Raw genomic sequence first — 21,183 nt, forward strand, 5'->3', positions numbered from 1 at the left:
TTTCTTCTCCGGAGGCTGGGTTCCGCAGCGGTGCTGCGGGCCCCCGGAGGACACCGTCGGCCCAACTCGGGCCGTCAGTCATGCTCTTGAGTTGGTGGCTGTCAGCCGGCCATCCGCCGGTCCGCCTCGGCGAGACGGTCCGCGATGCTGCCGTTGATGACCTCGTCGCCGATCCGCACCTGCACACCGCCGATGAGCTCGGGGTCGATGTCCAGGTTGAGGTGGACACGGCGCCCGTACAGCTTGGCGAGCGCGTCGCCGAGGCGCTGCTTCTGGGCGTCGCTCATCGGCACCGCGGACGTGACCACTGCGACCACGCGGTCCCGGCGGTCCGCGGCCAGCTTGGAGAGGGCGTTGAGCCCCGCCTCCAGGCTACGGCCCCGCGGCTGTGCCACAAGACGGACAACGAGACGCTCGGTGACCGGATTGGCCCGGCCCCCCAGCAGCTCGCTCACCAGAGCGGCCTTGGCCGAGCGGTTCGCGACCTTGTCCGTCAGCGCGGCCCGCAGCTCGGAGCTGGAGGCGACGATGCGGCCGAAGCGGAACAGCTCGTCCTCGACGTCGTCCAGGACACCGGCGCGGTCGGCGGCGATGAACTCGGCGCCGGAGGCCAGCTCCTCGATCGCGTCCACCAGGTCGCGCGAGCGCGACCAGCGGGAACGGACCATCCCGGAGACCAGGTCGGCGCACTCGCCGCCCACCTGGCCGCCGAGCAGACGCCCGGCCAGCTGGGACTTGGCCTCGCCCGGCTGGGCGGGGTCGGTCAGCACCCGGCGCAGCGAGACCTCGCGGTCCAGCAGCGCGGTGACCGCGGCGAGGTCGTCGGCGAGCTTCGCCGCGTCCACGGACGTGTTGTCCGCCAGCGCGTCGAGGCGCTCACGTGCGGAGGCCTGCGCCTCCCGGCTCGCTCCACTCATCGGTTCGCCTCTGCCTTCGTCGCACCGGCCGCCGCCTTGGCCTCGAGGTCGTCGAGGAAGCGGTCGATGGTCCGGCTCTGCCGGGCCGCGTCCGCGAGGGACTCGCCGACGATCCGGCCGGCCAGGTCGCCGGCGAGCTTGCCCACGTCCTGGCGGAGCGAGGCCGAAGCGGCCTTGCGGTCGGCCTCGATCTGGGCGTGGCCGGCAGCGATGATCTCCTCGCGCTGACGCTCACCCTCGGACCGCATCTCTGCGATCATCGACGCACCCTGCTCCTGCGCCTCCTGGCGCATGCGGGCGGCCTCATGGCGGGCGTCGGCGAGCTGGGCCCGGTAGTCCTCGAGCACCTGCTGCGCCTCGGCCTGGGCGGCCTCGGCCTTCTCCATGCCGCCTTCGATGGCCTCGCGGCGCTCGTCCAGAGTCGAGTTGATCTTCGGGAGGAGCTTCTTGCCGAGGAAGATGAAGACGATGGCGAAGGCGATCAGGCCGATGACGAGCTCTGGGAGCGGGGGCAGGAGCGGGCTTTCCAGCTCCCCCTCACTCGCCAGGACTGCCAGGGGATTCACATCAATGCCTTCCGTCGAAAACAGTGGTCGTCAGACGGTGATCAGGAGGACGGGTAGACGAACGGCATGACCAGACCGATCAGGGCGAGCGCCTCACAGAAGGCGAAGCCGAGGATCTGGTTGGCGCGGATCAGGCCGGCGGCCTCGGGCTGGCGGGCCAGGGCCTGGGTGCCGTTACCGAAGACGATGCCGACGCCGACGCCGGGGCCGATCGCGGCGAGGCCGTAGCCGATCGAGCCGAGGTTGCCCTTGATCTCGACACCAGCGGCGATGGTCTGGAGAGCAGCAGACATGCTCGTTCTTCCTTCTCTTTCACGGACCGGTGGGGGTTGGCCACCGGACGACTGTTGGTCTGGGGAGCGGGGGTGCTCAGTGGTGCTCTGCGAGCGCGCCCTGGACGTAGTTGGTGGCCAGCAGCACGAAGACGTACGCCTGGACGGCCTGGATGAAGAGCTCGAAGGCCGTCATCACGATGGTCATCACGAAGGAGACGCCGGCGTAGGCGATGCCGATCCCGTTCAGCAGGTACCAGCTGGCGATGGTGAACATCAGGATCAGCAGGTGACCGGCGAACATGTTGGCGAAGAGCCGCACCGCGTGGGTGAAGGGCCGGATGATCACGTTCGAGAAGAACTCGAGGACCACGGCGAGCGGGAGGATCGGGCCGAGCGACTTGTCGTAGCCGACGATGTTCTTCAGGCCGCCGACGAAACCGTGCTTCTTGAACGTCAGGTACATCCACAGGACGTAGACGATCAGGGCGAGCGCCGCCGGGAAGGCAATGATCGACGTCACCGGGAACTGGGCGACCGGAATGATCGACCAGAGGTTCATGATCCAGACGAAGAAGAACAGCGAGACCATGAAGGGGACGTACTTCTCGCCCTCCTTCTTGCCGAGCGAGTCGTAGACGATGCCGCGGCGCACGAAGTCGTAGCCCGCCTCACCGACCATCTGCAGCTTGCCGGGGACCACCTTGGCCCGGCCGAAGGCCGCCCAGAAGAAGCCGATGACGATGACCGTGGTCAGCACGGCCAGCAGCATGGGCTTGTTGAACTCGATGCCGCCGACGGTGAAGAGCGGCTCGAACAGGAACGAGTGGAGGCCCGGGGCTGGGAAGCCGCACCCATCGAAGATGTGGCAATCGGTCTCGAAGGCGAGCATCTGGTCAGCACTCACCGCGAGCTCCTTCAGCGTGGCGCATAGGTACGGCAACCTCGTTGTGTCGGCGCGGCGCACAGCCGCGGAACGGCACTGGACTGGTCTTGCGGATGGGGGGGCGGGTGATCGGCGCGGGGCCGGTCGCGGGCATCAGCTGCATGGACTGCCGATTCCGTCCCGGGAAACTCGGGTGTTCAGCTGCCTGCGCCCACTGTGCCTCAGATGGCACCGGACGATAGCAGGTGAGCGTCGGCACCTTTATCGCGGCCCTACCGGTCACGTCGGAGACCCGGCGGGCGCGGACTTCTTCGCCTCAACGGATTCCGGATCGACATAAAGGATCTTGGCCTTCAGATACGCCCGGGTCTGCGCGGCAGTCCACACGAGGACCGCGCCGAGCAGCGCGAAGGCGAACGCCCGGGTGTTGAACAGCGACGTGTCCCGGAAGACCGCGAGAACGACCGCGGAGATCAGGAACTGCGTCACGTAGAGCACCAGACCCATGGCCTGGAACAGGTGCGGGAAGGACTTCGCCGTGCGCTGGAGAACGAACAGGCCCAGGGCCATCACGCCGCCCGCCACGAGGGTGCCGACGACGGCGCCGATCGCACCCTTGCCGCCGGCGAGCACACCGCTCACGGCAGCGGCGACGATGCCGGCCACGGCGGTCGGGACGGCGCACTGCAGGAGTGTTCGGGCGTCGTTGGACTGCATGAAGGGTTTCTCCGGCGATGAGGTCGGAAGCAACGATTCGTCGTGGACGAGCGTATCCCCGGAAATGCTCGCGGCTTGCGGCGGAGGACCGCCGCACTACGGTCCTTCGGCTCCAGCACCGGGTTTCGTGAACGGTATCACAAACTATTTGATGAGGTCTTTACCTACATCGTGTGCCCGACGTCACACGCAAGGGTCACGTCGCTGGTCATAGCGCTGACGCGACCCAAGATCTCTGATAGAGACAACGACTTGCATTTTCGCCCGGATGCCTCTCGGCAGCCCGGAATGGATGCCTCCGGATGGCGTCAGCGGTTGCTGCTGATCCGGCGGGCGTGCGCGAAGCGCGAGCGGTCGCCGATGGCCGTCGCCCCGTGCACCCCGGCGGGCACGGGCTCGCGCTGCTCGCCCGCCTCCCCCGCCTCCGCAGCCTCTCCCGGCTCTCCCGGCTCCCCCGTCTCCATGGCCTCGGCGGCGCCCGGCACGGCCTCCGCGCCCGGCTGCGCACCGGCCGCCGCGGGCTCCGCCGCGGTCACCTTGCGGCGGCGGTAGCGCGGCGGCACGAACGCCTCGGCCCAGCGGGGCGCGCGCGGCTTGAAGCGCGGCAGCAGCAGGAGGACGAGTCCGGCCGCGCTCAGCGCGACGATCAGCAGCAGGATCCAGGTGCTCGCCGAGTGCACGGAATAGGCGACCGTGCCGAAGGCGATGAGCCCCGACCAGAAATACATGATCAATACCGCACGGCTGTGCGAGTGGCCGATTTCCAGCAGCCGGTGGTGCAGATGGCCGCGGTCGGCGGCGAACGGCGACTGCCCGTTCCAGGTGCGCCGCACGATGGCGAGCAGCAGGTCCGCCACGGGCACCGCGATCACCGTCAGCGGCAGCAGCAGCGGGATGTAGACCGGCACCGTGGCGTGCACGATCGCGCGCTCCGAGCCGCCCGTGAATGCGTTCAGGACATCGGGGTCGACCTGACCGGTGATGGAGATGGCGCCCGCGGCGAGCACCAGCCCGATGAGCATCGAGCCCGAATCGCCCATAAAGATACGTGCAGGGTGCATATTGTGCGGGAGGAATCCCAGGCACATGCCCATCAGGATCGCGGCGAACAGCGTCGCGGGCGCGGCCGCCTCCACGTTGTGGCCGAACCACAGGCGGTACGCGTAGAGGAAGAACGCGGCGGCGGCGATGCACACCATTCCGGAGGCCAGGCCGTCCAGGCCGTCGACGAAATTGACCGCGTTGATGGTGATGACCACGAGGGCGACCGTCAGCAGCGTGCCCTGCATGGGCGTGAGCCCCACCGTGCCCACGCCGGGCACCGGGATCCACAGGATCGTCAGGCCCTGGAGCACCATCACACCGGCGGCGATCATCTGGCCGCCCAGCTTGACCAGGGCGTCCACGCCCCACTTGTCGTCCAGCACGCCGAGGATCCAGATCAGCCCGGCGCCCGACAGCAGCGCCCGCGGCTCGCTGTGCAGCTCGAAGACCTTGCCCAGGTTCGACAGGTGGGCCGCCACCAGCAGGCCCGCGCACAGGCCGCCGAACATCGCGATACCGCCGAGCCGCGGCGTCGGTTCCCGGTGCACGTCGCGCGCGCGGATCTCCGGCATCGCGCCGGCCACGATCGCGAACTTCCGCACCGGTCCCGTCAGCAGATAGGTGACTGCCGCGGTGACGCACAGCGTCAGCAGGTATTCACGCACGGGCTGCCCCAGAGGTCGCGCTGGACATCACAGCCCCACACCATATTCGCGTCCGCCCCCGATCCGTGAATACAGCTGTAGACGTACGGCCACCCGCGATGGTTGCAGCCGTCAGATGTGCGCGGGATAAGGAGCGTAGAGCGGGAAGCTCCCCGCGAGCCGGGCGACCTCCCCGCGCAGGCCCCCGTCCAGCCCCGCGCCCCGCAGCGCCGCCCCGATCAGCGCGCCGATCCGGGCCATCTCCGGTTCGCGCATGCCCTGCGTCGTGACGGCCGCGGTGCCCAGCCGCAGGCCGTGCGCCGTCCCGTGCGGCAGCCCGCACAGGTCCAGGACGATACCGGCGGCGGCGAGCCTGCCGCGGGCCGTGGCGGCCTCCAGGGCGAGCCCGGAGACGTCGGTGGTGATGAGATGCGTATCCGTCCCGCCCGTGGTCACAGAGAGGCCCTCAGCGGCCAGCGCGGCGGCAAGGGCGCGGGCGTTGGCCACCACCTGATGGGCGTACGCGGTGAAGGCCGGCGTCGCCGCCTCCCCGAAGGCCACCGCCTTCGCCGCGACGGTGTGCATCTGCGCGCCGCCCTGGGTGAACGGGAAGACCGCGCGGTCGATCCGGCCCGCGAGCTCCGCGCGGCACAGGATCATGCCGCCGCGCGGGCCGCGGAGCACCTTGTGGGTGGTCGCGCACACCACGTCGGCGTACGGCACGGGGTTGGGCGCCGCTCCCCCGGCGACCAGGCCGATGGGGTGGGCGGCGTCCACGATCAGGTGGGCGCCCGCCTCGTCGGCGATCTCGCGGAAGGCCGCGTAGTCCGGGTGGCGCGGGTACGAGATCGAGCCGCAGACGATCGCCCTGGGCCGGTGCTCGCGGGCCAGCGCCCGCACCTCGTCGTAGTCGATCAGGCCGGTGTCGCGGCGCACGCCGTAGCCGGTGAAGTCGAACCAGCGGCCGGAGAAGTTCGCGGGCGAGCCGTGCGTGAGGTGCCCGCCGTACCGCAGGCCCATGGCGAGCACCTTGTCGCCCGGGCGCAGCAGGGCGGCGTAGGCGGCGAGCACCGCGGCCGAGCCGGAGTGGGGCTGGACGTTGGCGTGCTCGGCGCCGAAGAGGGCCCTGGCGCGGTCGGCCGCGGTGCGCTCGGCGAGGTCGACCAGCTCGCAGCCGCCGTGGTGGCGGGCGCCGGGATAGCCCTCGGCGTACTTGTTGGCCAGCGGGGAGCCGAGGGCCGCGAGGACGGCGGGCGAGGTGAAGTTCTCGGCGGCGATCAGCTGGAGGCCCGTGGACTGCCGCTCGAGCTCGGCGAGCACCAGGCCCGCCAGCTCCGGGTCCTGACGGCGCAGCGCGTCGAAGTCGGGACTCCAGTGGGTGTGGGGTGCTGCTGCGGTGACCGGCATGGCGCGCGCTCCGGACCTCGGATGGTGCACGGGGCATCGGAAGATGCGGTGCGTGCCACCCAATGTAGGCCCGCGCCCGCGCCGGCGCAGGCGGTCAGGGCCGGGCGGCGCGCCCGGTGAGTGCGGTGAGGACCGGGTCGAGGGCCTGGTTGATCTCGTCGCCGATGGAGCGGAAGAAGGTGATCGGGGCGCCGTAGGGGTCGTGGACCTCGTCGGCCTCCGCGTTCGGGGCGAGCAGCCAGCCGCGCAGGGCGGCGGCGGCCTGCACCAGGGCGCGGGCCCGCTCGACCACGCCGCCGGCCCGCTCGGGGTCCGGGAGGGTCGCGGGGTCTATGGCCCGCACCAGCCGGGTGAACTCCTTGAGCGTGAAGGTGCGCAGCCCGGCCGAATGGCCCATGGAGATGACCTGGGCGCGGTGGTCGCGGGTGGCGGTCAGGACGAGGTCGGCGCGGATGACGTGCTCGTCCAGCAGCTCGCGGCCGGTGAACCCGTCGGGGTCGGCGCCGAGGTCGGCGAGGACCGTGGCGGCGTGCGCCTCCATCGGCGCCCCCTCGTGGCCCCAGGTGCCGGCGCTCTCCACCACCAGGCCGCCCGCGAAGGGGTCGCCGAGCCGGTCGGTGAGGGCATGGCGGGTCAGCCGCTCGGTGATGGGCGAGCGGCAGACGTTGCCGGTGCTGACGTGGAGGATGCGGAAGGTGTCGGCCTTGGCCGCCGTGTCCGGTCCCGCTATGCCACGCCCCTGCGGGGCGATCAATTCGCCACCTCGAGGTCGGGTACCACCTCGCGCAGCTGCTCGGCGCTGATCGCACCGGCGCGCAGCAGCACGGGCACCTTGCCGGTGACGTCCACGATGGAGGACGGCACGTCGGCGGGGGTGGGGCCGCCGTCGAGGTAGACGGAGACGGAGTCGCCGAGCATCTCCTGGGCGGCGTCGCAGTCCTGCGGCGCCGGGTGGCCCGTGAGGTTGGCGCTGGAGACGGCCATCGGGCCGAACTCGGTGAGCAGCTCGATGGCGACCGGGTGCAGCGGCATCCGGACGGCGACGGTGCCGCGGGTCTCGCCGAGGTCCCAGGTCAGGGACGGCTGGTGGTTGGCGACGAGGGTGAGCGCGCCGGGCCAGAAGGCGTCGACGAGCTCCCAGGCCTGCTCGGAGAAGTCCGTGACGAGGCCGTGCAGGGTGTTCGGGGAGCCGACGAGGACGGGCGAGGGCATGCCGCGGCCGCGGCCCTTGGCCTGCAGGAGATCGCCGACGGCCTCGCGGCTGAAGGCGTCCGCACCGATGCCGTAGACGGTGTCGGTGGGCAGCACGACCAGCTCACCGCGGCGCACCGCGGCGACGGCCTCGCGCAGGCCGGTCTTGCGGTCGGTCGCGTCGCTGCAGTCGTATCGCCGTGCCATTAACGGACCTCCTCGTACGGGGCGAACAGGGTAGATGTCGGGGGTGCCGTCGTCACGGCATGGCCTTCCGCGCGGTGGCGAAGCGGGGGCGGTTGTTCAGGTCGGGGTGGTCGGCGGCGTCGGCCCAGCCGCGCTCCTCGGTGAAGATCCACGGGACCTGGCCGCCCTGGGTGTCGGCGTGCTCGATGACGACGACGCCGCCCGGGCGCAGCAGCCGGTGGGCGGTGCGCTCGATGCCGCGGATGGTGTCGAGGCCGTCCTCGCCGGAGAAGAGGGCGAGCTGCGGGTCGTGGTCGCGGGCCTCGGGGGCGACGTACTCCCATTCGGTGAGCGGGATGTACGGCGGGTTGCTGACGACGAGGTCGACCTGGCCGTCGAGCTCGGGCAGCGCGGTGAGGGCGTCGCCGTGGTGGAGGGTCACGCGGGAGCCCTCGACGTTCTTGCGGGCCCAGCCGAGGGCGGTCTCGTCCAGCTCGACGGCGTGCACGCGCGAGCGCGGCACCTCCTGGGCGAGGGCGAGGGCGATGGCGCCGGAGCCGGTGCACAGGTCGACGATCAGGGGCTCGACGACGTCCATGGCCCGTACGGCGTCTATGGCCCAGCCGACGACCGACTCGGTCTCGGGGCGGGGCACGAAGACGCCGGGGCCGACCTGGAGCTCCAGGTAGCGGAAGAAGGCGCGGCCGGTGATGTGCTGGAGCGGCTCCCGGGCCTCGCGGCGGGCGACGGCCTCCCAGTAGCGGGCGTCGAAGTCGGCGTCGGCGACCTGGTGCAGCTCACCCCGCTTGACGCCGTGCACGAAGGCGGCGAGCTCCTCCGCGTCGAAGCGCGGAGAAGGTACGCCGGCGTCGGCCAGCCGCTGAGTGGCTTGCGCCACTTCGGCGAGCAGCAGATTCACAGTGGTCCTCTCGCGTCTTCGATCTGTCGTCCCCGGTCGCCGGGCGGCCCTGCGGGAGGGCCGGCCGGCGGTCGCGGACGGGCTTGCGGTCTGCGCTCAGCCCGCGGCGGCGAGCTTCGCGGCGGAGTCGGCGTCCACGCACGCCTGGATCACGGGGTCCAGGTCGCCGTCGAGCACCTGGTCCAAGTTGTACGCCTTGAAGCCGACGCGGTGGTCCGAGATGCGGTTTTCCGGGAAGTTGTACGTCCGGATCTTCTCGGAGCGGTCGACGGTGCGCACCTGGCTGCGGCGGGCGTCGGCGGCCTCGGCCTCGGCCTTCTCCTGGGCCGCGGCGAGCAGCCGGGAGCGCAGGATGCGCAGGGCCTGCTCCTTGTTCTGGAGCTGGCTCTTCTCGTTCTGGCAGGAGGCGACGACGCCGGTCGGCAGGTGGGTGATGCGGACCGCGGAGTCGGTGGTGTTGACCGACTGGCCGCCGGGGCCGGAGGAGCGGTAGACGTCGATGCGCAGGTCGTTCATGTTGATCTCGACGTCGACCTCCTCGGCCTCGGGCGTGACGAGCACGCCGGCGGCGGAGGTGTGGATGCGGCCCTGGGACTCGGTGGCCGGCACGCGCTGGACGCGGTGGACGCCGCCCTCGTACTTCAGCCGGGCCCACACGCCCTGGCCGGGCTCGGTGGCGCCGTTGCCGCCCTTGGTCTTCACCGCGACCTGGACGTCCTTGTAGCCGCCCAGCTCGGACTCGGTGGTGTCGATGATCTCGGTCTTCCAGCCCACGCGCTCGGCGTAGCGCAGGTACATCCGCAGCAGGTCGCCGGCGAACAGGGCGGACTCGTCGCCGCCCGCACCCGCCTTGATCTCGAGGATGACGTCCTTGTCGTCGCTGGGGTCGCGCGGGACGAGGAGCAGGCGGAGCTTCTCGGTGAGCTCCTCGCGCTGCTTCTCCAGCTCCTTGACCTCGGCGGCGAAGTCCGGGTCGTCGGCGGCGAACTCGCGAGCGGTCTCGATGTCGTCCCCGGCCTGCTTCCAGGAGCGGTAGGTCCCGACGATCGGCGTCAGCTCGGCGTAGCGCTTGTTGAGCTTGCGGGCGTTGGCCTGGTCCGCGTGCACGGCGGGGTCGGCGAGCCGCTTCTCGAGGTCGGCGTGCTCGCCGATCAGTTCCTCGACTGCCTCGAACATGGGGTTTCCCTAGCTGCTGGAAGTGACGGGCCTGCTGAAGTGACGGCCTGCTCTCGGGCCTGCTGGACGACAAAGCGCCGGTCCGGTCGCCCTCGCACGCGGAGGGCGACCGAGGACCGGCGCCTGCGGGTCGCTACTTCTTGGCAGCGGCGGCCTTGCCGAAGCGGGCCTCGAACCGCGCCACGCGGCCACCGGTGTCGAGGATCTTCTGCTTGCCCGTGTAGAACGGGTGGCACTCGGAGCAGACGTCGGCGCGGATGGTGCCGTCGGCGACGGTGCTACGGGTGGTGAACGAGGCGCCACAGGTGCAGCTGACCTGCGTCTCGACGTACTCCGGGTGGATGTCGCGCTTCAAGGGGTTCTCCTAGGTTCGGGAGGGCTCCGGGTCGTAGAGGCGGGATTGCCTTACGTGAACCGGGGCCGACGGACCAGTTTGCCAGTACTGGCCGCATCCCCCAAAACGGGAGGTCGCGACCCGTTATTCCCAAGGGGTCCGGCGCTGGTCAGCGGGGGTCCGGCGGCCGGCCGGCGGGGTGTCGTCCGCCGGCCGGGGATCACTTGACGACGTCGTCGGCGCCCGTCTTGGTGCCCGCGCCGTCCTTGAGGGCCGACTCCGGGATGGGCCGGTCGGCGCGGAGCGCGGTCCAGATCTGCTCGCTCGCCTCCGTCAGCGGGATCACCCGGTTGTGGTCGGCGGGGTCGTCGCCCACCGGCAGCGTCACCATGTGCATGTCGCTCGACCCGATGCCCTTGAGGCCGTTCGCGAACGAGTACAGCTTGTCGACCGAGGCCAGCTCGCGGTCGGTGGTGAGCGCCTTGGTGGCGGTGTCGGCGATCCCGTAGAGCTTGGTGGGGCTGGTGAACAGGCCGACCTGCTTGACCTGGTCCAGCAGCGCCTTGATGAAGGCCTGCTGGAGCTTGATCCGGCCGAGGTCACTGCCGTCGCCGACGGCCTTGCGGGTGCGGACGAGGCCGAGGGACTGCTCGCCGTTCAGCTTGTGGGTGCCGGCGTCGAGCTTGAGGTGGCTCGACTTGTCGTTGATCGCCTTGGTGGTGGTGACCTCCACGCCGCCCAGCTTGTCGATGAGCTTCTGGAAGCCGGCGAAGTCGACCTCGAGGTAGTGGTCCATGCGGATCTGCGTCATGGCCTCGACGGTCTTGACCGCGCACACCGCACCGCCGATGGAGTACGCCTCGTTGAACTGCCCGCGCTTGACCGCCGGGCTCGTCTTCCCGTCGGGCGTCCTGCACTCGGGGCGGGCGACGATGGTGTCGCGCGGGATCGAGACGACGCTGGCCTTCTTGTGACCCGCGTAGACATGGACGATCATCGCCGTGTCGGAGCGGGAGCTGCCCTCGTCCCGGCCGTACTTGCCGTTGTCGCCGGCCCGGGAGTCCGAGCCGAGGACGAGGATGTCCTGCGAGCCGTTGTCGACGTTCTCCGGCCGGTTCTTGCCCAGGGCCGCGTTGATGTCGACGCTGCTGAGGTTCCCGTTGAACTTGTAGTAGAGGAACCCCGCCCCGGCCCCGCCCACGAGGACCACGCCGGCGGCGGTCCAGGCGGCTATTCGCCAGCCCTTGCGGCGCGGACGGGCCTTGCGGCGCCGGCCACGGCTCCCGCCGGCACGGCGACGGTGCGAACCCGCTGCCGCGCCCCTGCTCTCCTCGGCCATGCGCTCCTCAGTCCTCCACGGTCTCCGGGACTCGCCCCGGCTCGTCCCCCCTGCGCTGATTGACGGGGAAGTCTGCGACAGGGTTGCACAGCGTTTTCTGAGGACTGTCTTAGAAACGCCCCCCGGCACGGAGCGGCCGGCGATCACTACTACCCCTCGCCACCTGCGATTTCGGCCGAATGCGAGGCAAGGATTCCGGCCACCTCGGGGCCGCGCGGCTGTGGCGCAGATCTCAGAATGTCACGGAAAGATCACGATAAAGGCGGGCCGGGGAGGGTGGCCGGCCGGGGCGCGGGAGGAACGGCGAAGGCCCCCCGCCACCGAGGTGGCGGGGGGCCTCACCGAGGCGAAGGGCCTCGTCGAGCCGCGGGATGCGGATCAGTCGTTGCCGTTGCCCGAGGAGGGCGTGGTCTTCGCGATCTGCATCAGGAACTCGGCGTTCGACTTCGTCTGCTTCATCTTGTCGAGGAGCAGCTCGATGGCCTGCTGCGAGTCGAGCGCGTGCAGCACCCGGCGCAGCTTCCAGACGATCGCCAGCTCCTCGCCGCCCAGGAGGATCTCCTCCTTGCGCGTACCCGAGGGGTCCACGTCGACGGCGGGGAAGATGCGCTTGTCGGCGAGCTTCCGGTCGAGCTTGAGCTCCATGTTGCCGGTGCCCTTGAACTCCTCGAAGATCACCTCGTCCATGCGCGAGCCGGTCTCGACCAGCGCGGTGGCCAGGATGGTCAGCGAGCCGCCGTCCTCGATGTTGCGCGCGGCACCGAAGAACTTCTTCGGCGGGTAGAGCGCGGTCGAGTCGACACCACCGGACAGGATGCGGCCCGAGGCCGGGGCGGCCAGGTTGTAGGCGCGGCCCAGACGGGTGATCGAGTCCAGCAGGACGACCACGTCGTGACCCAGCTCCACGAGGCGCTTGGCGCGCTCGATGGCCAGCTCGGCGACGGTGGTGTGGTCCTCGGCCGGGCGGTCGAAGGTCGAGGAGATGACCTCGCCCTTGACCGACCGCTGCATGTCGGTGACCTCTTCCGGACGCTCGTCGACCAGGACGACCATCAGGTGGCACTCGGGGTTGTTGGTGGTGATCGCGTTGGCGATCGCCTGCATGATCATGGTCTTACCGGTCTTCGGCGGGGCCACGATCAGACCGCGCTGGCCCTTGCCGATGGGGGCGACCAGATCGATGATCCGGGTCGTCAGAACGCCCGGGTCCGTCTCCAACCGCAGGCGGTCCTGCGGGTAGAGCGGGGTGAGCTTGTTGAACTCGGGGCGGCCGCGGCCGGTTTCGGGCGCCATGCCGTTCACCGAGTCGAGGCGGACGAGGGCGTTGAACTTCTCGCGGCGCTCGCCGTCCTTCGGCTGCCGCACCGCACCGGTGACGTGGTCACCCTTGCGCAGGCCGTTCTTGCGGACCTGGGCGAGGGAGACGTAGACGTCGTTCGGGCCCGGCAGGTAACCGGAGGTGCGGATGAAGGCGTAGTTGTCGAGGATGTCCAGGATGCCCGCGACGGGGATCAGGACGTCGTCCTCGGAGACCTGCGGCTCGTTGCCGAAGTCGTCGCGGCCACGACGGCCACGGCGGTCGCGGTAGCGGCCGCGGCGGCCGCGGCGGCCACCCTCGAAGTCGTCCTCGTCCTGCGGGCCGCCCTGGCCGCCCTGGCCGCCGCCCTGGGCACCCTGGGGCGCGCCACGGCCGTCGCGCTGCTGGCGGCCGGCGCCCTGCTGGGCGTCATCGCCGCGGTTGCCGCGCTCGCGGCGGTCGCGCTGACCGCGCTCGCCCCGCTCGCCGCGGTCGCCGCGCTCCCGGCGGTCGCCCTTCTGGCCGCGCTCGGCGCGGTCCTGGCGGTCGCCCTTGGCGGCCTTGCCCTCGGCGGTGTCCAGCGCGGTCTCGGCCTTGGCCTCGACGCGCTCCTCGACGCGGGTCTCGGCCTTGGCCTCGGCGCCGTCGGGGCTGCCGGCGGGCGCGGTGGCCCGGCGGCGGCGGCGCTCGGTGGCCGGCTGCTCGTCGGTGGAGGCGCCTCCCTGCTCGAGCGGAGCCGAGAGCTTGGGGGAGGGCTGGCCCGGGATCTCGATCTGCTGCGGGGCAGCCTTCTCGGCGGGCTTGGCCTCGGCCTTCTCGGCCGCCTCACCCGTACGGGCCTTGGAGGTGGCGCGGCGCTTGGGCTTGGTCTCGGCGTCCGCGGTGGGCGCGGCGGCCTCGGCCTTGGCGGGCGCGGCGGAACCGCCGGCCTGCCTCTCCTTGATGACCTCGATCAGCTGGCCTTTACGCATCCGCGCGGTGCCCTTGATGCCGAGGCTGGAGGCGAGCTGCTGGAGCTCGGCCAGGACCATGGCGTCGAGGCCCGTGCCCGAGCGGCGCCGCTTGGGGGCGGTGGCAGCACCGGTGGCAGGCGCGGCGGGAGCGTCCGTGGCGGGCGCGGAGGCATTGCCGGTGGCGCCGGCGTTCACGCCCATCAGATCGGTGGTGTCGCTCACGAAGGGGTCCTTCCCTGGAGCGGGCGTCGGCCTGTCTGGCTCGGCGACCGGTTGTGCTGTCCGGCTACGGTCTGGCGGTTTGCGGACCGGGCCGGGGCGGTGGTCCGCCGGTACGGCTGGTACGGCGGAAGAATCAGTTCATTGGTCCGGCGTGAAGAATGAGGTGAAGACATGGAGTATCGGCTTCACTCATGTCACCCACGCCGATTCCGGAGCGTGCTCGAAGCTGCTCAGGCAGGCTGCTCAGGCAGTTTGGGAGGCTCCCGGAAGAAAAGCGGTCCCTGATCGGGACACAGAGCACCGAGCCGATGTGGCGTCGAGTGCAGACTTGAGGTTAACACTACCGGATCCCACAAACATTCCCCCTCTCCAAGACCGGCAACCGCTATTTTTCGCGGGGCCGGGTTTCGCCCGGATTTCCGCTGTCAGGCGAGCGGCAGCACGCTCGTCCCCCCGGCGTCGAGAGCCAGCCGGTTGGCCGCCCACCCCTCGCCCGCCAGTCGTGCGACCTTGTCGGCCGCACCGCTCTCGACCAGCGCGAGGACCGTGGGTCCCGCGCCGGAGATGACCGCGGGGACGCCGTCCGCGCGCAGTCGGTTGACCAGGGCCACGCTCTCCGGCATCGCCGGGGCGCGGTACTCCTGGTGGAGCCGGTCCTCGGTGGCCGCCAGCAGCAGCTCGGGGCGCCTGGTCAGCGCCTCGACCAGCAGGGCGGCCCGGCCGGCGTTGGCCGCCGCGTCCACATGGGGGACGCTGCGCGGCAGCAGCCCGCGGGCGGTCTCCGTGAGCACCGGACGGGACGGCACGAAGACCACCGGAACGATGGAATCCGCAGGGTCCATCCGAATGGCCCGCGCCACTCCGGCGTCCATCCACGCCAGGGTGAAACCGCCCATCAGGCACGCGGCGACGTTGTCGGGGTGTCCCTCGATCTCGGTGGCCAGCTCGAGCAGCGCCGCGTCGTCGAGCTTCTCGGCCCCGCCTATGGTCACGGCGCGGGCCGCGACTATCCCCGCGCAGATGGCGGCCGAGGAGGAGCCCAGGCCCCGCCCGTGCGGGATGCGGTTGGCGCAGACGACCTCCAGGCCGCGCGGCTGGCCGCCGAGCAGGTCGAAGGCCGTGCGCAGGGCCCGTACGAGGAGGTGGCTCTCGTCGCGCGGGAGGGAGTCGGCGCCCTCCCCGGCGATGTCGATGTGCAGCCCGGATTCGGCCACCCGGACCACGACGTCGTCGTAGAGCCCCAGCGCGAGGCCCAGGGCGTCGAAGCCGGGGCCGAGGTTTGCGCTGGTGGCAGGGGTGCGCACGCGGACAGCGGCGGCGCGGAACGCGGGACCGGCCATCGCTCGATGACTCTCCTTGGTCTGGCCTTGGTGGGGCGTGCAACGTCCGCAAGGGCCGCGACGGCGATGCCGTGGGTGGCACGGCACGGTCTGCGACGGGGCGGAGTGAGTACAGCCTATCGAAGGAAGGTTCTGCGGCGACATAGGGCGCACGGGAGGCGCACGATGCGTGTCGCCTGCGGCGGGCTTGCGGGGCTCCGCCGGTGGGGCGGACGGAAGGCGTTCCGTCCGGCCACTGCGGCTGTTCGTGCCGGGGTCCGGGGCTCGAAGCCCCGCAACGGCGCCGGTTTACGCCAGGCCGAGCCGCTGCGCGGCGACCGCGGCGTCCACGGGGACGGTGATCGGCTGGGGCGCGCCCGCCACGGCCCAGTCCGGGTCCTTGAGCCCGTTTCCGGTGACCGTACAGACGATGCGCTGCCCGGGGTCGACCAGGCCGAGTTCGGCGGCCTTGAGGAGACCGGCCACGCTCGCGGCGGAGGCGGGCTCGACGAAGACGCCCTCCTGCGAGGCCAACAGGCGGTACGCGGCGAGGATCTGGCGGTCGGTCACCTCGTCGATGAGCCCGCCCGATTCGTCGCGCGCCTGCTCGGCGAACTGCCACGAGGCGGGGTTGCCGATGCGGATGGCGGTGGCGATGGTGTGCGGGTCCTTGACCGGCTCGCCGCGCACGATCGGCGCCGAACCGGAGGCCTGGAAGCCCCACATGCGGGGGGTGCGGGAGGCGATCCCGTCGCCCGCGTACTCCCGGTAGCCGCGCCAGTAGGCGGTGATGTTGCCGGCGTTGCCGACGGGGAGGACGTGGATGTCGGGCGCGTCGCCGAGGGCGTCGACGATTTCGAACGCGGCGGTCTTCTGGCCCTCGATGCGCACGGGGTTGACCGAGTTGACCAGCGCCACGGGGTACTGCTCGGACAGGCCGCGGGCCAGGGTGAGGCAGTCGTCGAAGTTGCCGTCGACCTGCAGGATGCGGGCGCCGTGGACCAGGGCCTGGCCCATCTTGCCCAGCGCGATCTTGCCCTGGGGGACGAGCACGGCGCAGACCATGCCGGCGCGCACGGCGTAGGCGGCGGCCGAGGCGGAGGTGTTGCCGGTGGAGGCGCAGATGACGGCCTTCGCACCCTCTTCCTTCGCCCGGGTGATGGCCATGGTCATGCCCCGGTCCTTGAAGGAGCCGGTGGGGTTCGCGCCCTCGACCTTGAGGTGGACCTCACAGCCCGTGCGCTCGGAGAGCACCTGCGCGGGGACGAGCGGCGTGCCGCCCTCGCGGAGGGTGACCACCGGGGTGTCCGCGGTGACCGGGAGGCGGTCGCGGTACTCCTCGATGATGCCGCGCCACTGGTGGGTACGGGAGGCCGGACGGCCGTTGTTGTCGGACATTGCTTTCGTTACTCCCCTTCAACCCGCATGATGCTCGCGACACCGCGGACCGTATCCAGCTTGCGCAGCGCCTCGACCGTCGCCGTGAGGGCGGCGTCGGCGGCGCGGTGGGTGACCACGACGAGGGAGGCCTCGCCGTCCTTGCCCGTCTGGCGGACGGTGTCGATCGACACCCCGTGCGCGGCGAAGACGGTGGCGACCTGGGCGAGGACGCCCGGCTTGTCGGCCACGTCGAGGCTGATGTGGTAGCGCGTGACCACCTCGCCCATGGGGCTCACGGGGAGCCGCGTATAGGCGGACTCGCCGGGGCCGGTGGACTCGGCGAGCTTGTTGCGGCAGACGGCGACGAGGTCGCCGAGGACGGCCGAGGCGGTGGGCGAGCCACCGGCGCCGGGACCGTAGAACATCAGCCGGCCGGCGGCCTCGGCCTCGACGAAGACGGCGTTGTACGCCTCGCGCACCGAGGCCAGCGGGTGGCTGAGCGGGATCATCGCCGGGTGCACGCGGGCGGTGACCGACTGCCCGTCGGCGGCGCGCTCGCAGATGGCCAGCAGCTTGATGGTGCAGCCCATCTGTTTTGCGGAAGCGAAGTCCGCGGCGGTGACCTCCGTCATGCCCTCGCGGTAGACGTCGTCGAGGCGCACACGGGTGTGGAAGGCGATTCCGGCGAGGATCGCGGCCTTCGCCGCGGCGTCGAAGCCCTCGACGTCGGCGGTCGGGTCGGCCTCGGCGTAGCCCAGGGCGGTGGCCTCGTCCAGCGCCTCGGAGTAACCGGCGCCGCTGGAGTCCATCTTGTCGAGGATGAAGTTGGTCGTGCCGTTGACGATGCCGAGCACCCGGTTGATCTTGTCGCCCGCGAGGGACTCGCGCAGCGGCCGGACCAGCGGGATGGCACCGGCGACGGCGGCCTCGTAGTAGAGGTCGGCGCCCTGCTTCTCGGCGGCGGCGTGCAGCGCGGCGCCGTCCTGGGCGAGCAGCGCCTTGTTGGCGGAGACGACGCTCGCGCCGTGCTCGAAGGCCGTGGTGATCAGGGAGCGGGCCGGCTCGATGCCGCCGATGACCTCGATGACCACGTCGATGTCGCCGCGCTTGACCAGCGCGGTGGCATCGGTGGTGATGAGCTCCTGGGGCACTCCCGCGCGGACCCGGTCGGGCCGGCGGACGGCGATGCCGGCGAGCTCGACGGGCGCACCGATGCGGGCCGCGAGGTCGTCGGCGTGCGTCGTCATGATGCGCGTCACCTCAGAGCCGACGACTCCACAGCCCAGCAGCGCCACCTTCAGCGGACGCGTACGCATCATCCGACCCCTGCTTCTCATCGATACAGCCTTATACATCTTGGGTTGTGCACCAGTCTCACTCACTGGACGGGGGATTCCGCCCCCCGTCCAGTATCCGAGACTTATGTTTCCGGACTCATACGTCCGGACTCATGCTTCCGGACTCATACGTCCGGACTCATGCTTCCGGACTCATGCTTCCGGACTTGTGTTTCCGTCAGCCGACGTCGAGACGAAGAAGGTCTTCTTCGGTCTCGCGCCGGACGATCACACGGGCGGCGCCGTCGGCCACCGCCACGACCGGCGGGCGCAGGGCGTGGTTGTAGTTGCTGGCCATCGAGCGGCAGTAGGCACCGGTGGCCGGCACCGCGAGCAGGTCGCCCGGGGCCAGGTCGGCGGGGAGGAAGGCGTCCCGGACCACGATGTCGCCGGACTCGCAGTGCTTGCCGACCACGCGCGAGAGCATCGGCGCGGCGGTGGACGTCCGGGACACCAGCGCGACGGTGTAGTCGGCGTCGTACAGGGCGGTGCGGATGTTGTCCGACATGCCGCCGTCGACGCTCACGTACGTGCGCAGGCCCGGCAGCTCCTTGACCGTGCCCACCTCGTAGAGCGTGAAGGCGGTCGGGCCGACGATGGCGCGGCCGGGCTCCACGGAGATCCGCGGGACGGCCAGACCTGCGGCCGCGCACTCGCGCGTGACGATCTCGCGCAGGGCCGTCGCGATCTCCTGCGGTTCGCGCGGGTCGTCGTCGGCGGTGTAGGCGATGCCGAGGCCGCCGCCGAGGTCGATCTCGGGCAGCTCGACGCCGTGCTCGTCGCGGATCTCCTTGAGCAGCCCGACGACGCGGTGGGCGGCGACCTCGAAGCCGGACGTGTCGAAGATCTGCGAACCGATGTGGGAGTGGATGCCGACGAGTTCCAGCCCGTCGAGCTTCAGCGCCCGGCGCACCGCCTCGGCGGCCTGGCCGCCGGCCAGCGCGAGCCCGAACTTCTGGTCCTCGTGGGCGGTGGCGATGAACTCGTGGGTGTGGGCCTCGACGCCGACGGTGACCCGGATCTGGACGCGCTGGCGCTTGCCCAGCCGCTCGGCGATGTGCGCGACGCGCACGATCTCCTGGAAGGAGTCGAGGACGATCCGCCCGACACCGGCCTCGACGGCGCGGGTGATCTCCTCGGTCGACTTGTTGTTGCCGTGCAGGGCCAGGCGCTCGGCGGGCATGCCGGCGTCCAGCGCGGTGGCGAGCTCGCCGGCGGAGCAGACGTCGAGGTTGAGCCCTTCCTCGTGGAGCCAGCGCACGACGGCGCGGGACAGGAACGCCTTCCCGGCGTAGAACACGTCCGCGTCGGTGCCGAAGGCGTCGCGCCAGGCGCGGCACCGGGCCCGGAAGTCGCTCTCGTCGAGGAAGTACGCGGGGGTGCCGAACTCCTCGGCGAGGCGGGTGACGGGGATGCCGCCGACGGTGACGACCCCGTGCTCGTCGCGGTCGACCGTGCGGGACCACACCTTCGGTTCGAGGGCGTTGAGGTCGGCCGGCGGCGCGGTGTAGTGACCCTCGGGAAGGACGTCGGCGTAGCGGGGCCCGGCGGGGTGGGCGGAACGGCTCATGGTCTCTGATCCCCTCAGAGGTGTGCGGGTGCGGTGATGCCGAGCTGGTGGAGGCCGTCGGCCAGCACGTTGCCCGTGGCCTCGGCGAGGGCCAGGCGGGCGCGGTGGACGGCCGAGGGTTTCTCGTCACCGCGCGGCAGGACGGCACAGCTCGTCTGCCACGTCAGGAAGGCGCCGGCGACCCGGTCGAGGTGCCGGGCGAGGCGCTCGGGGTCGCGGGCGGCGGTGATGCGGGAGTGGTCGGCGAGGGCGGCGAGGAGGGGCGTGGCGGCGTCGGTGCCGGTGCCTGCGCCGGTGCCGGTGGGCGCCGGCTCGGCGCCGAAGCCGAGGTCCCGGGCGTTGCGCAGCAGCCCCCGCGTACGGGCGTGGGCGTAGCGCACGCGGAAGAGGGGGTTGCTGTCGCGCTGCACGAGCAGCTCGTCACGGTCGAACCCGGCGGGCCACAGGAGACTCCAGCGGGCGGCGTCGGAACCGAGGCGGGCGAGGAGGGCGGGCTCGGGGTCGGGGAGGGAAAGCGGCGGCGCGGCCGGAGCCGCAGCCAGCAGGCCCCGCACGAGCTCCGTATAGGAAGTCCCCTCAAGGGTGATGTTGAGGAACCCGGGCCCGGCGATCTCCACCCGGGCGACCCCCGGCTCGGCGGCCAGCCGCTTGCGAAGCACCTCGGCGACCTCACGGGCGGGCCGCCCGGTGTCCTGGGCCACGCGCAGGGCGACGTTGGTGGCGTAGTCCCCGCACCCGGGACGGGGCGGGACCCGCACGGTGACCCGCGTGGGCGCGGCGGCGGGCAGCTCGTCGGCCTCGACGGCGCAGCGCACGGCGTGCAGCACGGTGCGGGAGAGATCGGCCGGGGTCACGAGGCCAAGCCTAGGGGAGAGGGGTGGGGCGAGGGCGAATGGGTTTCGCCGAGCGAGACGAGGGCGACTACTCAAGCCCCCCGAATGCCTCCACTCCGCAAACGGACTGAATCCCCCGCACGGCGGCGGCCCCTGCATCCCCGGGGGCCGAGGCCTCCGACACCCCGTCGCCCCGCTCCCCCTTGCGGTGCCGCATGAGCCGGCGGACGAGCCGGACCATCTCCACCGGCTCGAACGGCTTCGCCAGAAAGGCGTCGACCCCGGCGGAACGGCCGCCCTCCAGCTCCAGCTGGGTGCAGGCGCTGATGATCGCGATCGGTATGTCGTGCGTACGGGCGTCGGCGCGGAGCCGGGCGGCCGTGTTCAGCCCGTCGAGCCGGGGCATGACGACATCCAGCGTCACCACATCAGGACGCACGCGGTGCACGATCTCCAGACACTCGGCACCATCGGCCGCGGTCACGACCTCGAAGCCTTCGAGCTCGAGGTTGACCCTGATCAGCTGCCGGATGACCTTGTTGTCGTCGACGACAAGGACCCGGCCGGACAAGCCAGGCACACCCCGAGAGTAAGCGCGCCCCCCGCGCTGCGTCCGGGTTTTCCCCACTTCCACCCCGTGCGGGCGAGCTTTCCCCGACCGCCCCGCACTCCCC

General features: G+C 71.3%; 20 protein-coding genes. All 20 read right to left on the minus strand.

The window, feature by feature from the left end; genetic code table 11:
- Window positions 1-101 precede the first annotated feature (101 nt).
- The 20 genes from ACSNOG_RS16520 to ACSNOG_RS16615 all read right to left on the minus strand — a co-directional run bounded on the left by ACSNOG_RS16520 (window position 102) and on the right by ACSNOG_RS16615 (window position 21,137).
- Window positions 102-917 carry a F0F1 ATP synthase subunit delta gene (locus ACSNOG_RS16520; RefSeq protein WP_436753396.1) on the minus strand — a complete coding sequence of 272 codons (816 nt, stop codon included), beginning with the start codon at window positions 915-917 and terminating at the stop codon, window positions 102-104.
- A complete protein-coding gene (locus ACSNOG_RS16525) occupies window positions 914-1,483 on the minus strand; it encodes a F0F1 ATP synthase subunit B (protein ID WP_179082673.1) in 570 nt (189 codons plus the stop codon). Before ACSNOG_RS16525 ends, ACSNOG_RS16520 begins: the two co-directional genes overlap by 4 nt.
- Window positions 1,484-1,524: 41 nt before the next feature.
- Window positions 1,525-1,776 carry an ATP synthase F0 subunit C gene (atpE, locus tag ACSNOG_RS16530; RefSeq protein WP_030367998.1) on the minus strand — a complete coding sequence of 84 codons (252 nt, stop codon included), beginning with the start codon at window positions 1,774-1,776 and terminating at the stop codon, window positions 1,525-1,527.
- A 76-nt stretch (window positions 1,777-1,852) separates the two neighbouring features.
- Window positions 1,853-2,662, minus strand: a complete 810-nt coding sequence (gene atpB / locus ACSNOG_RS16535) for a F0F1 ATP synthase subunit A (RefSeq protein ID WP_063278443.1) — start codon at window positions 2,660-2,662, stop codon at window positions 1,853-1,855.
- 258 nt (window positions 2,663-2,920) lie between these two features.
- Window positions 2,921-3,358, minus strand: coding sequence for a hypothetical protein (locus ACSNOG_RS16540; protein WP_436753397.1), 438 nt, complete (start codon window positions 3,356-3,358; stop codon window positions 2,921-2,923).
- A gap of 308 nt (window positions 3,359-3,666) precedes the next feature.
- Window positions 3,667-5,079, minus strand: a complete 1,413-nt coding sequence (locus ACSNOG_RS16545; protein ID WP_436753408.1) for an MraY family glycosyltransferase — start codon at window positions 5,077-5,079, stop codon at window positions 3,667-3,669.
- 99 nt (window positions 5,080-5,178) lie between these two features.
- On the minus strand, window positions 5,179-6,453 hold the full coding sequence (glyA, locus tag ACSNOG_RS16550; RefSeq protein WP_436753398.1) for a serine hydroxymethyltransferase: 1,275 nt from the start codon (window positions 6,451-6,453) through the stop codon (window positions 5,179-5,181).
- A 94-nt stretch (window positions 6,454-6,547) separates the two neighbouring features.
- Window positions 6,548-7,207: a protein-tyrosine-phosphatase gene (locus ACSNOG_RS16555; protein ID WP_436753399.1), complete on the minus strand. Its 660-nt coding sequence runs from the start codon at window positions 7,205-7,207 to the stop codon at window positions 6,548-6,550.
- On the minus strand, window positions 7,204-7,851 hold the full coding sequence (locus tag ACSNOG_RS16560) for an L-threonylcarbamoyladenylate synthase (RefSeq protein WP_058046287.1): 648 nt from the start codon (window positions 7,849-7,851) through the stop codon (window positions 7,204-7,206). The genes ACSNOG_RS16555 and ACSNOG_RS16560 overlap by 4 nt, the downstream gene beginning before the upstream one ends.
- 52 nt (window positions 7,852-7,903) lie before the next feature.
- The gene (gene prmC / locus ACSNOG_RS16565; protein ID WP_058046286.1) at window positions 7,904-8,749 is read right to left on the minus strand and encodes a peptide chain release factor N(5)-glutamine methyltransferase; all 846 of its coding nucleotides are present in this window, start codon (window positions 8,747-8,749) and stop codon (window positions 7,904-7,906) included.
- A 96-nt stretch (window positions 8,750-8,845) separates the two neighbouring features.
- Window positions 8,846-9,925, minus strand: a complete 1,080-nt coding sequence (gene prfA / locus ACSNOG_RS16570; RefSeq protein WP_436753400.1) for a peptide chain release factor 1 — start codon at window positions 9,923-9,925, stop codon at window positions 8,846-8,848.
- 133 nt (window positions 9,926-10,058) lie between these two features.
- Window positions 10,059-10,280 (minus strand): 50S ribosomal protein L31, encoded by a 222-nt coding sequence (gene rpmE / locus ACSNOG_RS16575; RefSeq protein WP_106679164.1) that lies wholly within the window; start codon window positions 10,278-10,280, stop codon window positions 10,059-10,061.
- A 199-nt stretch (window positions 10,281-10,479) separates the two neighbouring features.
- Window positions 10,480-11,598 carry an LCP family protein gene (locus tag ACSNOG_RS16580; RefSeq protein ID WP_436753401.1) on the minus strand — a complete coding sequence of 373 codons (1,119 nt, stop codon included), beginning with the start codon at window positions 11,596-11,598 and terminating at the stop codon, window positions 10,480-10,482.
- A gap of 378 nt (window positions 11,599-11,976) precedes the next feature.
- On the minus strand, window positions 11,977-14,070 hold the full coding sequence (gene rho, locus ACSNOG_RS16585) for a transcription termination factor Rho (RefSeq protein ID WP_436753402.1): 2,094 nt from the start codon (window positions 14,068-14,070) through the stop codon (window positions 11,977-11,979).
- A 425-nt stretch (window positions 14,071-14,495) separates the two neighbouring features.
- A complete protein-coding gene (thrB, locus tag ACSNOG_RS16590) occupies window positions 14,496-15,410 on the minus strand; it encodes a homoserine kinase (RefSeq protein WP_436753403.1) in 915 nt (304 codons plus the stop codon).
- A 288-nt stretch (window positions 15,411-15,698) separates the two neighbouring features.
- The gene (gene thrC / locus ACSNOG_RS16595; protein WP_436753404.1) at window positions 15,699-16,787 is read right to left on the minus strand and encodes a threonine synthase; all 1,089 of its coding nucleotides are present in this window, start codon (window positions 16,785-16,787) and stop codon (window positions 15,699-15,701) included.
- Window positions 16,788-16,795: 8 nt separating this feature from the next.
- Complete coding sequence (locus ACSNOG_RS16600) at window positions 16,796-18,088, minus strand: homoserine dehydrogenase (RefSeq protein ID WP_436753405.1); 1,293 nt, start codon at window positions 18,086-18,088, stop codon at window positions 16,796-16,798.
- A 196-nt stretch (window positions 18,089-18,284) separates the two neighbouring features.
- Window positions 18,285-19,676: a diaminopimelate decarboxylase gene (gene lysA, locus ACSNOG_RS16605; protein WP_436753406.1), complete on the minus strand. Its 1,392-nt coding sequence runs from the start codon at window positions 19,674-19,676 to the stop codon at window positions 18,285-18,287.
- Window positions 19,677-19,690: 14 nt separating this feature from the next.
- Window positions 19,691-20,530: an ArgS-related anticodon-binding protein NrtL gene (gene nrtL, locus ACSNOG_RS16610; RefSeq protein ID WP_436753407.1), complete on the minus strand. Its 840-nt coding sequence runs from the start codon at window positions 20,528-20,530 to the stop codon at window positions 19,691-19,693.
- 67 nt (window positions 20,531-20,597) lie between these two features.
- Window positions 20,598-21,137: a response regulator gene (locus ACSNOG_RS16615; protein ID WP_436753409.1), complete on the minus strand. Its 540-nt coding sequence runs from the start codon at window positions 21,135-21,137 to the stop codon at window positions 20,598-20,600.
- Window positions 21,138-21,183 lie beyond the last annotated feature (46 nt).

Source organism: Streptomyces sp. URMC 124 (assembly GCF_051386455.1).
Taxonomy (GTDB): domain Bacteria; phylum Actinomycetota; class Actinomycetes; order Streptomycetales; family Streptomycetaceae; genus Streptomyces.

What these genes read in the sequence shown, in the direction of transcription:
- ACSNOG_RS16520 (WP_436753396.1), bottom strand. Translation starts at nt 917, where the DNA reads ATGAGTGGAGCGAGCCGGGAGGCGCAGGCCTCCGCACGTGAGCGCCTC.
- ACSNOG_RS16560 (WP_058046287.1), bottom strand. Translation starts at nt 7,851, where the DNA reads ATGGCACGGCGATACGACTGCAGCGACGCGACCGACCGCAAGACCGGC.
- ACSNOG_RS16540 (WP_436753397.1), bottom strand. Translation starts at nt 3,358, where the DNA reads ATGCAGTCCAACGACGCCCGAACACTCCTGCAGTGCGCCGTCCCGACC.
- ACSNOG_RS16580 (WP_436753401.1), bottom strand. Translation starts at nt 11,598, where the DNA reads ATGGCCGAGGAGAGCAGGGGCGCGGCAGCGGGTTCGCACCGTCGCCGT.
- prfA (WP_436753400.1), bottom strand. Translation starts at nt 9,925, where the DNA reads ATGTTCGAGGCAGTCGAGGAACTGATCGGCGAGCACGCCGACCTCGAG.
- thrC (WP_436753404.1), bottom strand. Translation starts at nt 16,787, where the DNA reads ATGTCCGACAACAACGGCCGTCCGGCCTCCCGTACCCACCAGTGGCGC.
- thrB (WP_436753403.1), bottom strand. Translation starts at nt 15,410, where the DNA reads ATGGCCGGTCCCGCGTTCCGCGCCGCCGCTGTCCGCGTGCGCACCCCT.
- lysA (WP_436753406.1), bottom strand. Translation starts at nt 19,676, where the DNA reads ATGAGCCGTTCCGCCCACCCCGCCGGGCCCCGCTACGCCGACGTCCTT.
- ACSNOG_RS16600 (WP_436753405.1), bottom strand. Translation starts at nt 18,088, where the DNA reads ATGATGCGTACGCGTCCGCTGAAGGTGGCGCTGCTGGGCTGTGGAGTC.
- glyA (WP_436753398.1), bottom strand. Translation starts at nt 6,453, where the DNA reads ATGCCGGTCACCGCAGCAGCACCCCACACCCACTGGAGTCCCGACTTC.
- atpE (WP_030367998.1), bottom strand. Translation starts at nt 1,776, where the DNA reads ATGTCTGCTGCTCTCCAGACCATCGCCGCTGGTGTCGAGATCAAGGGC.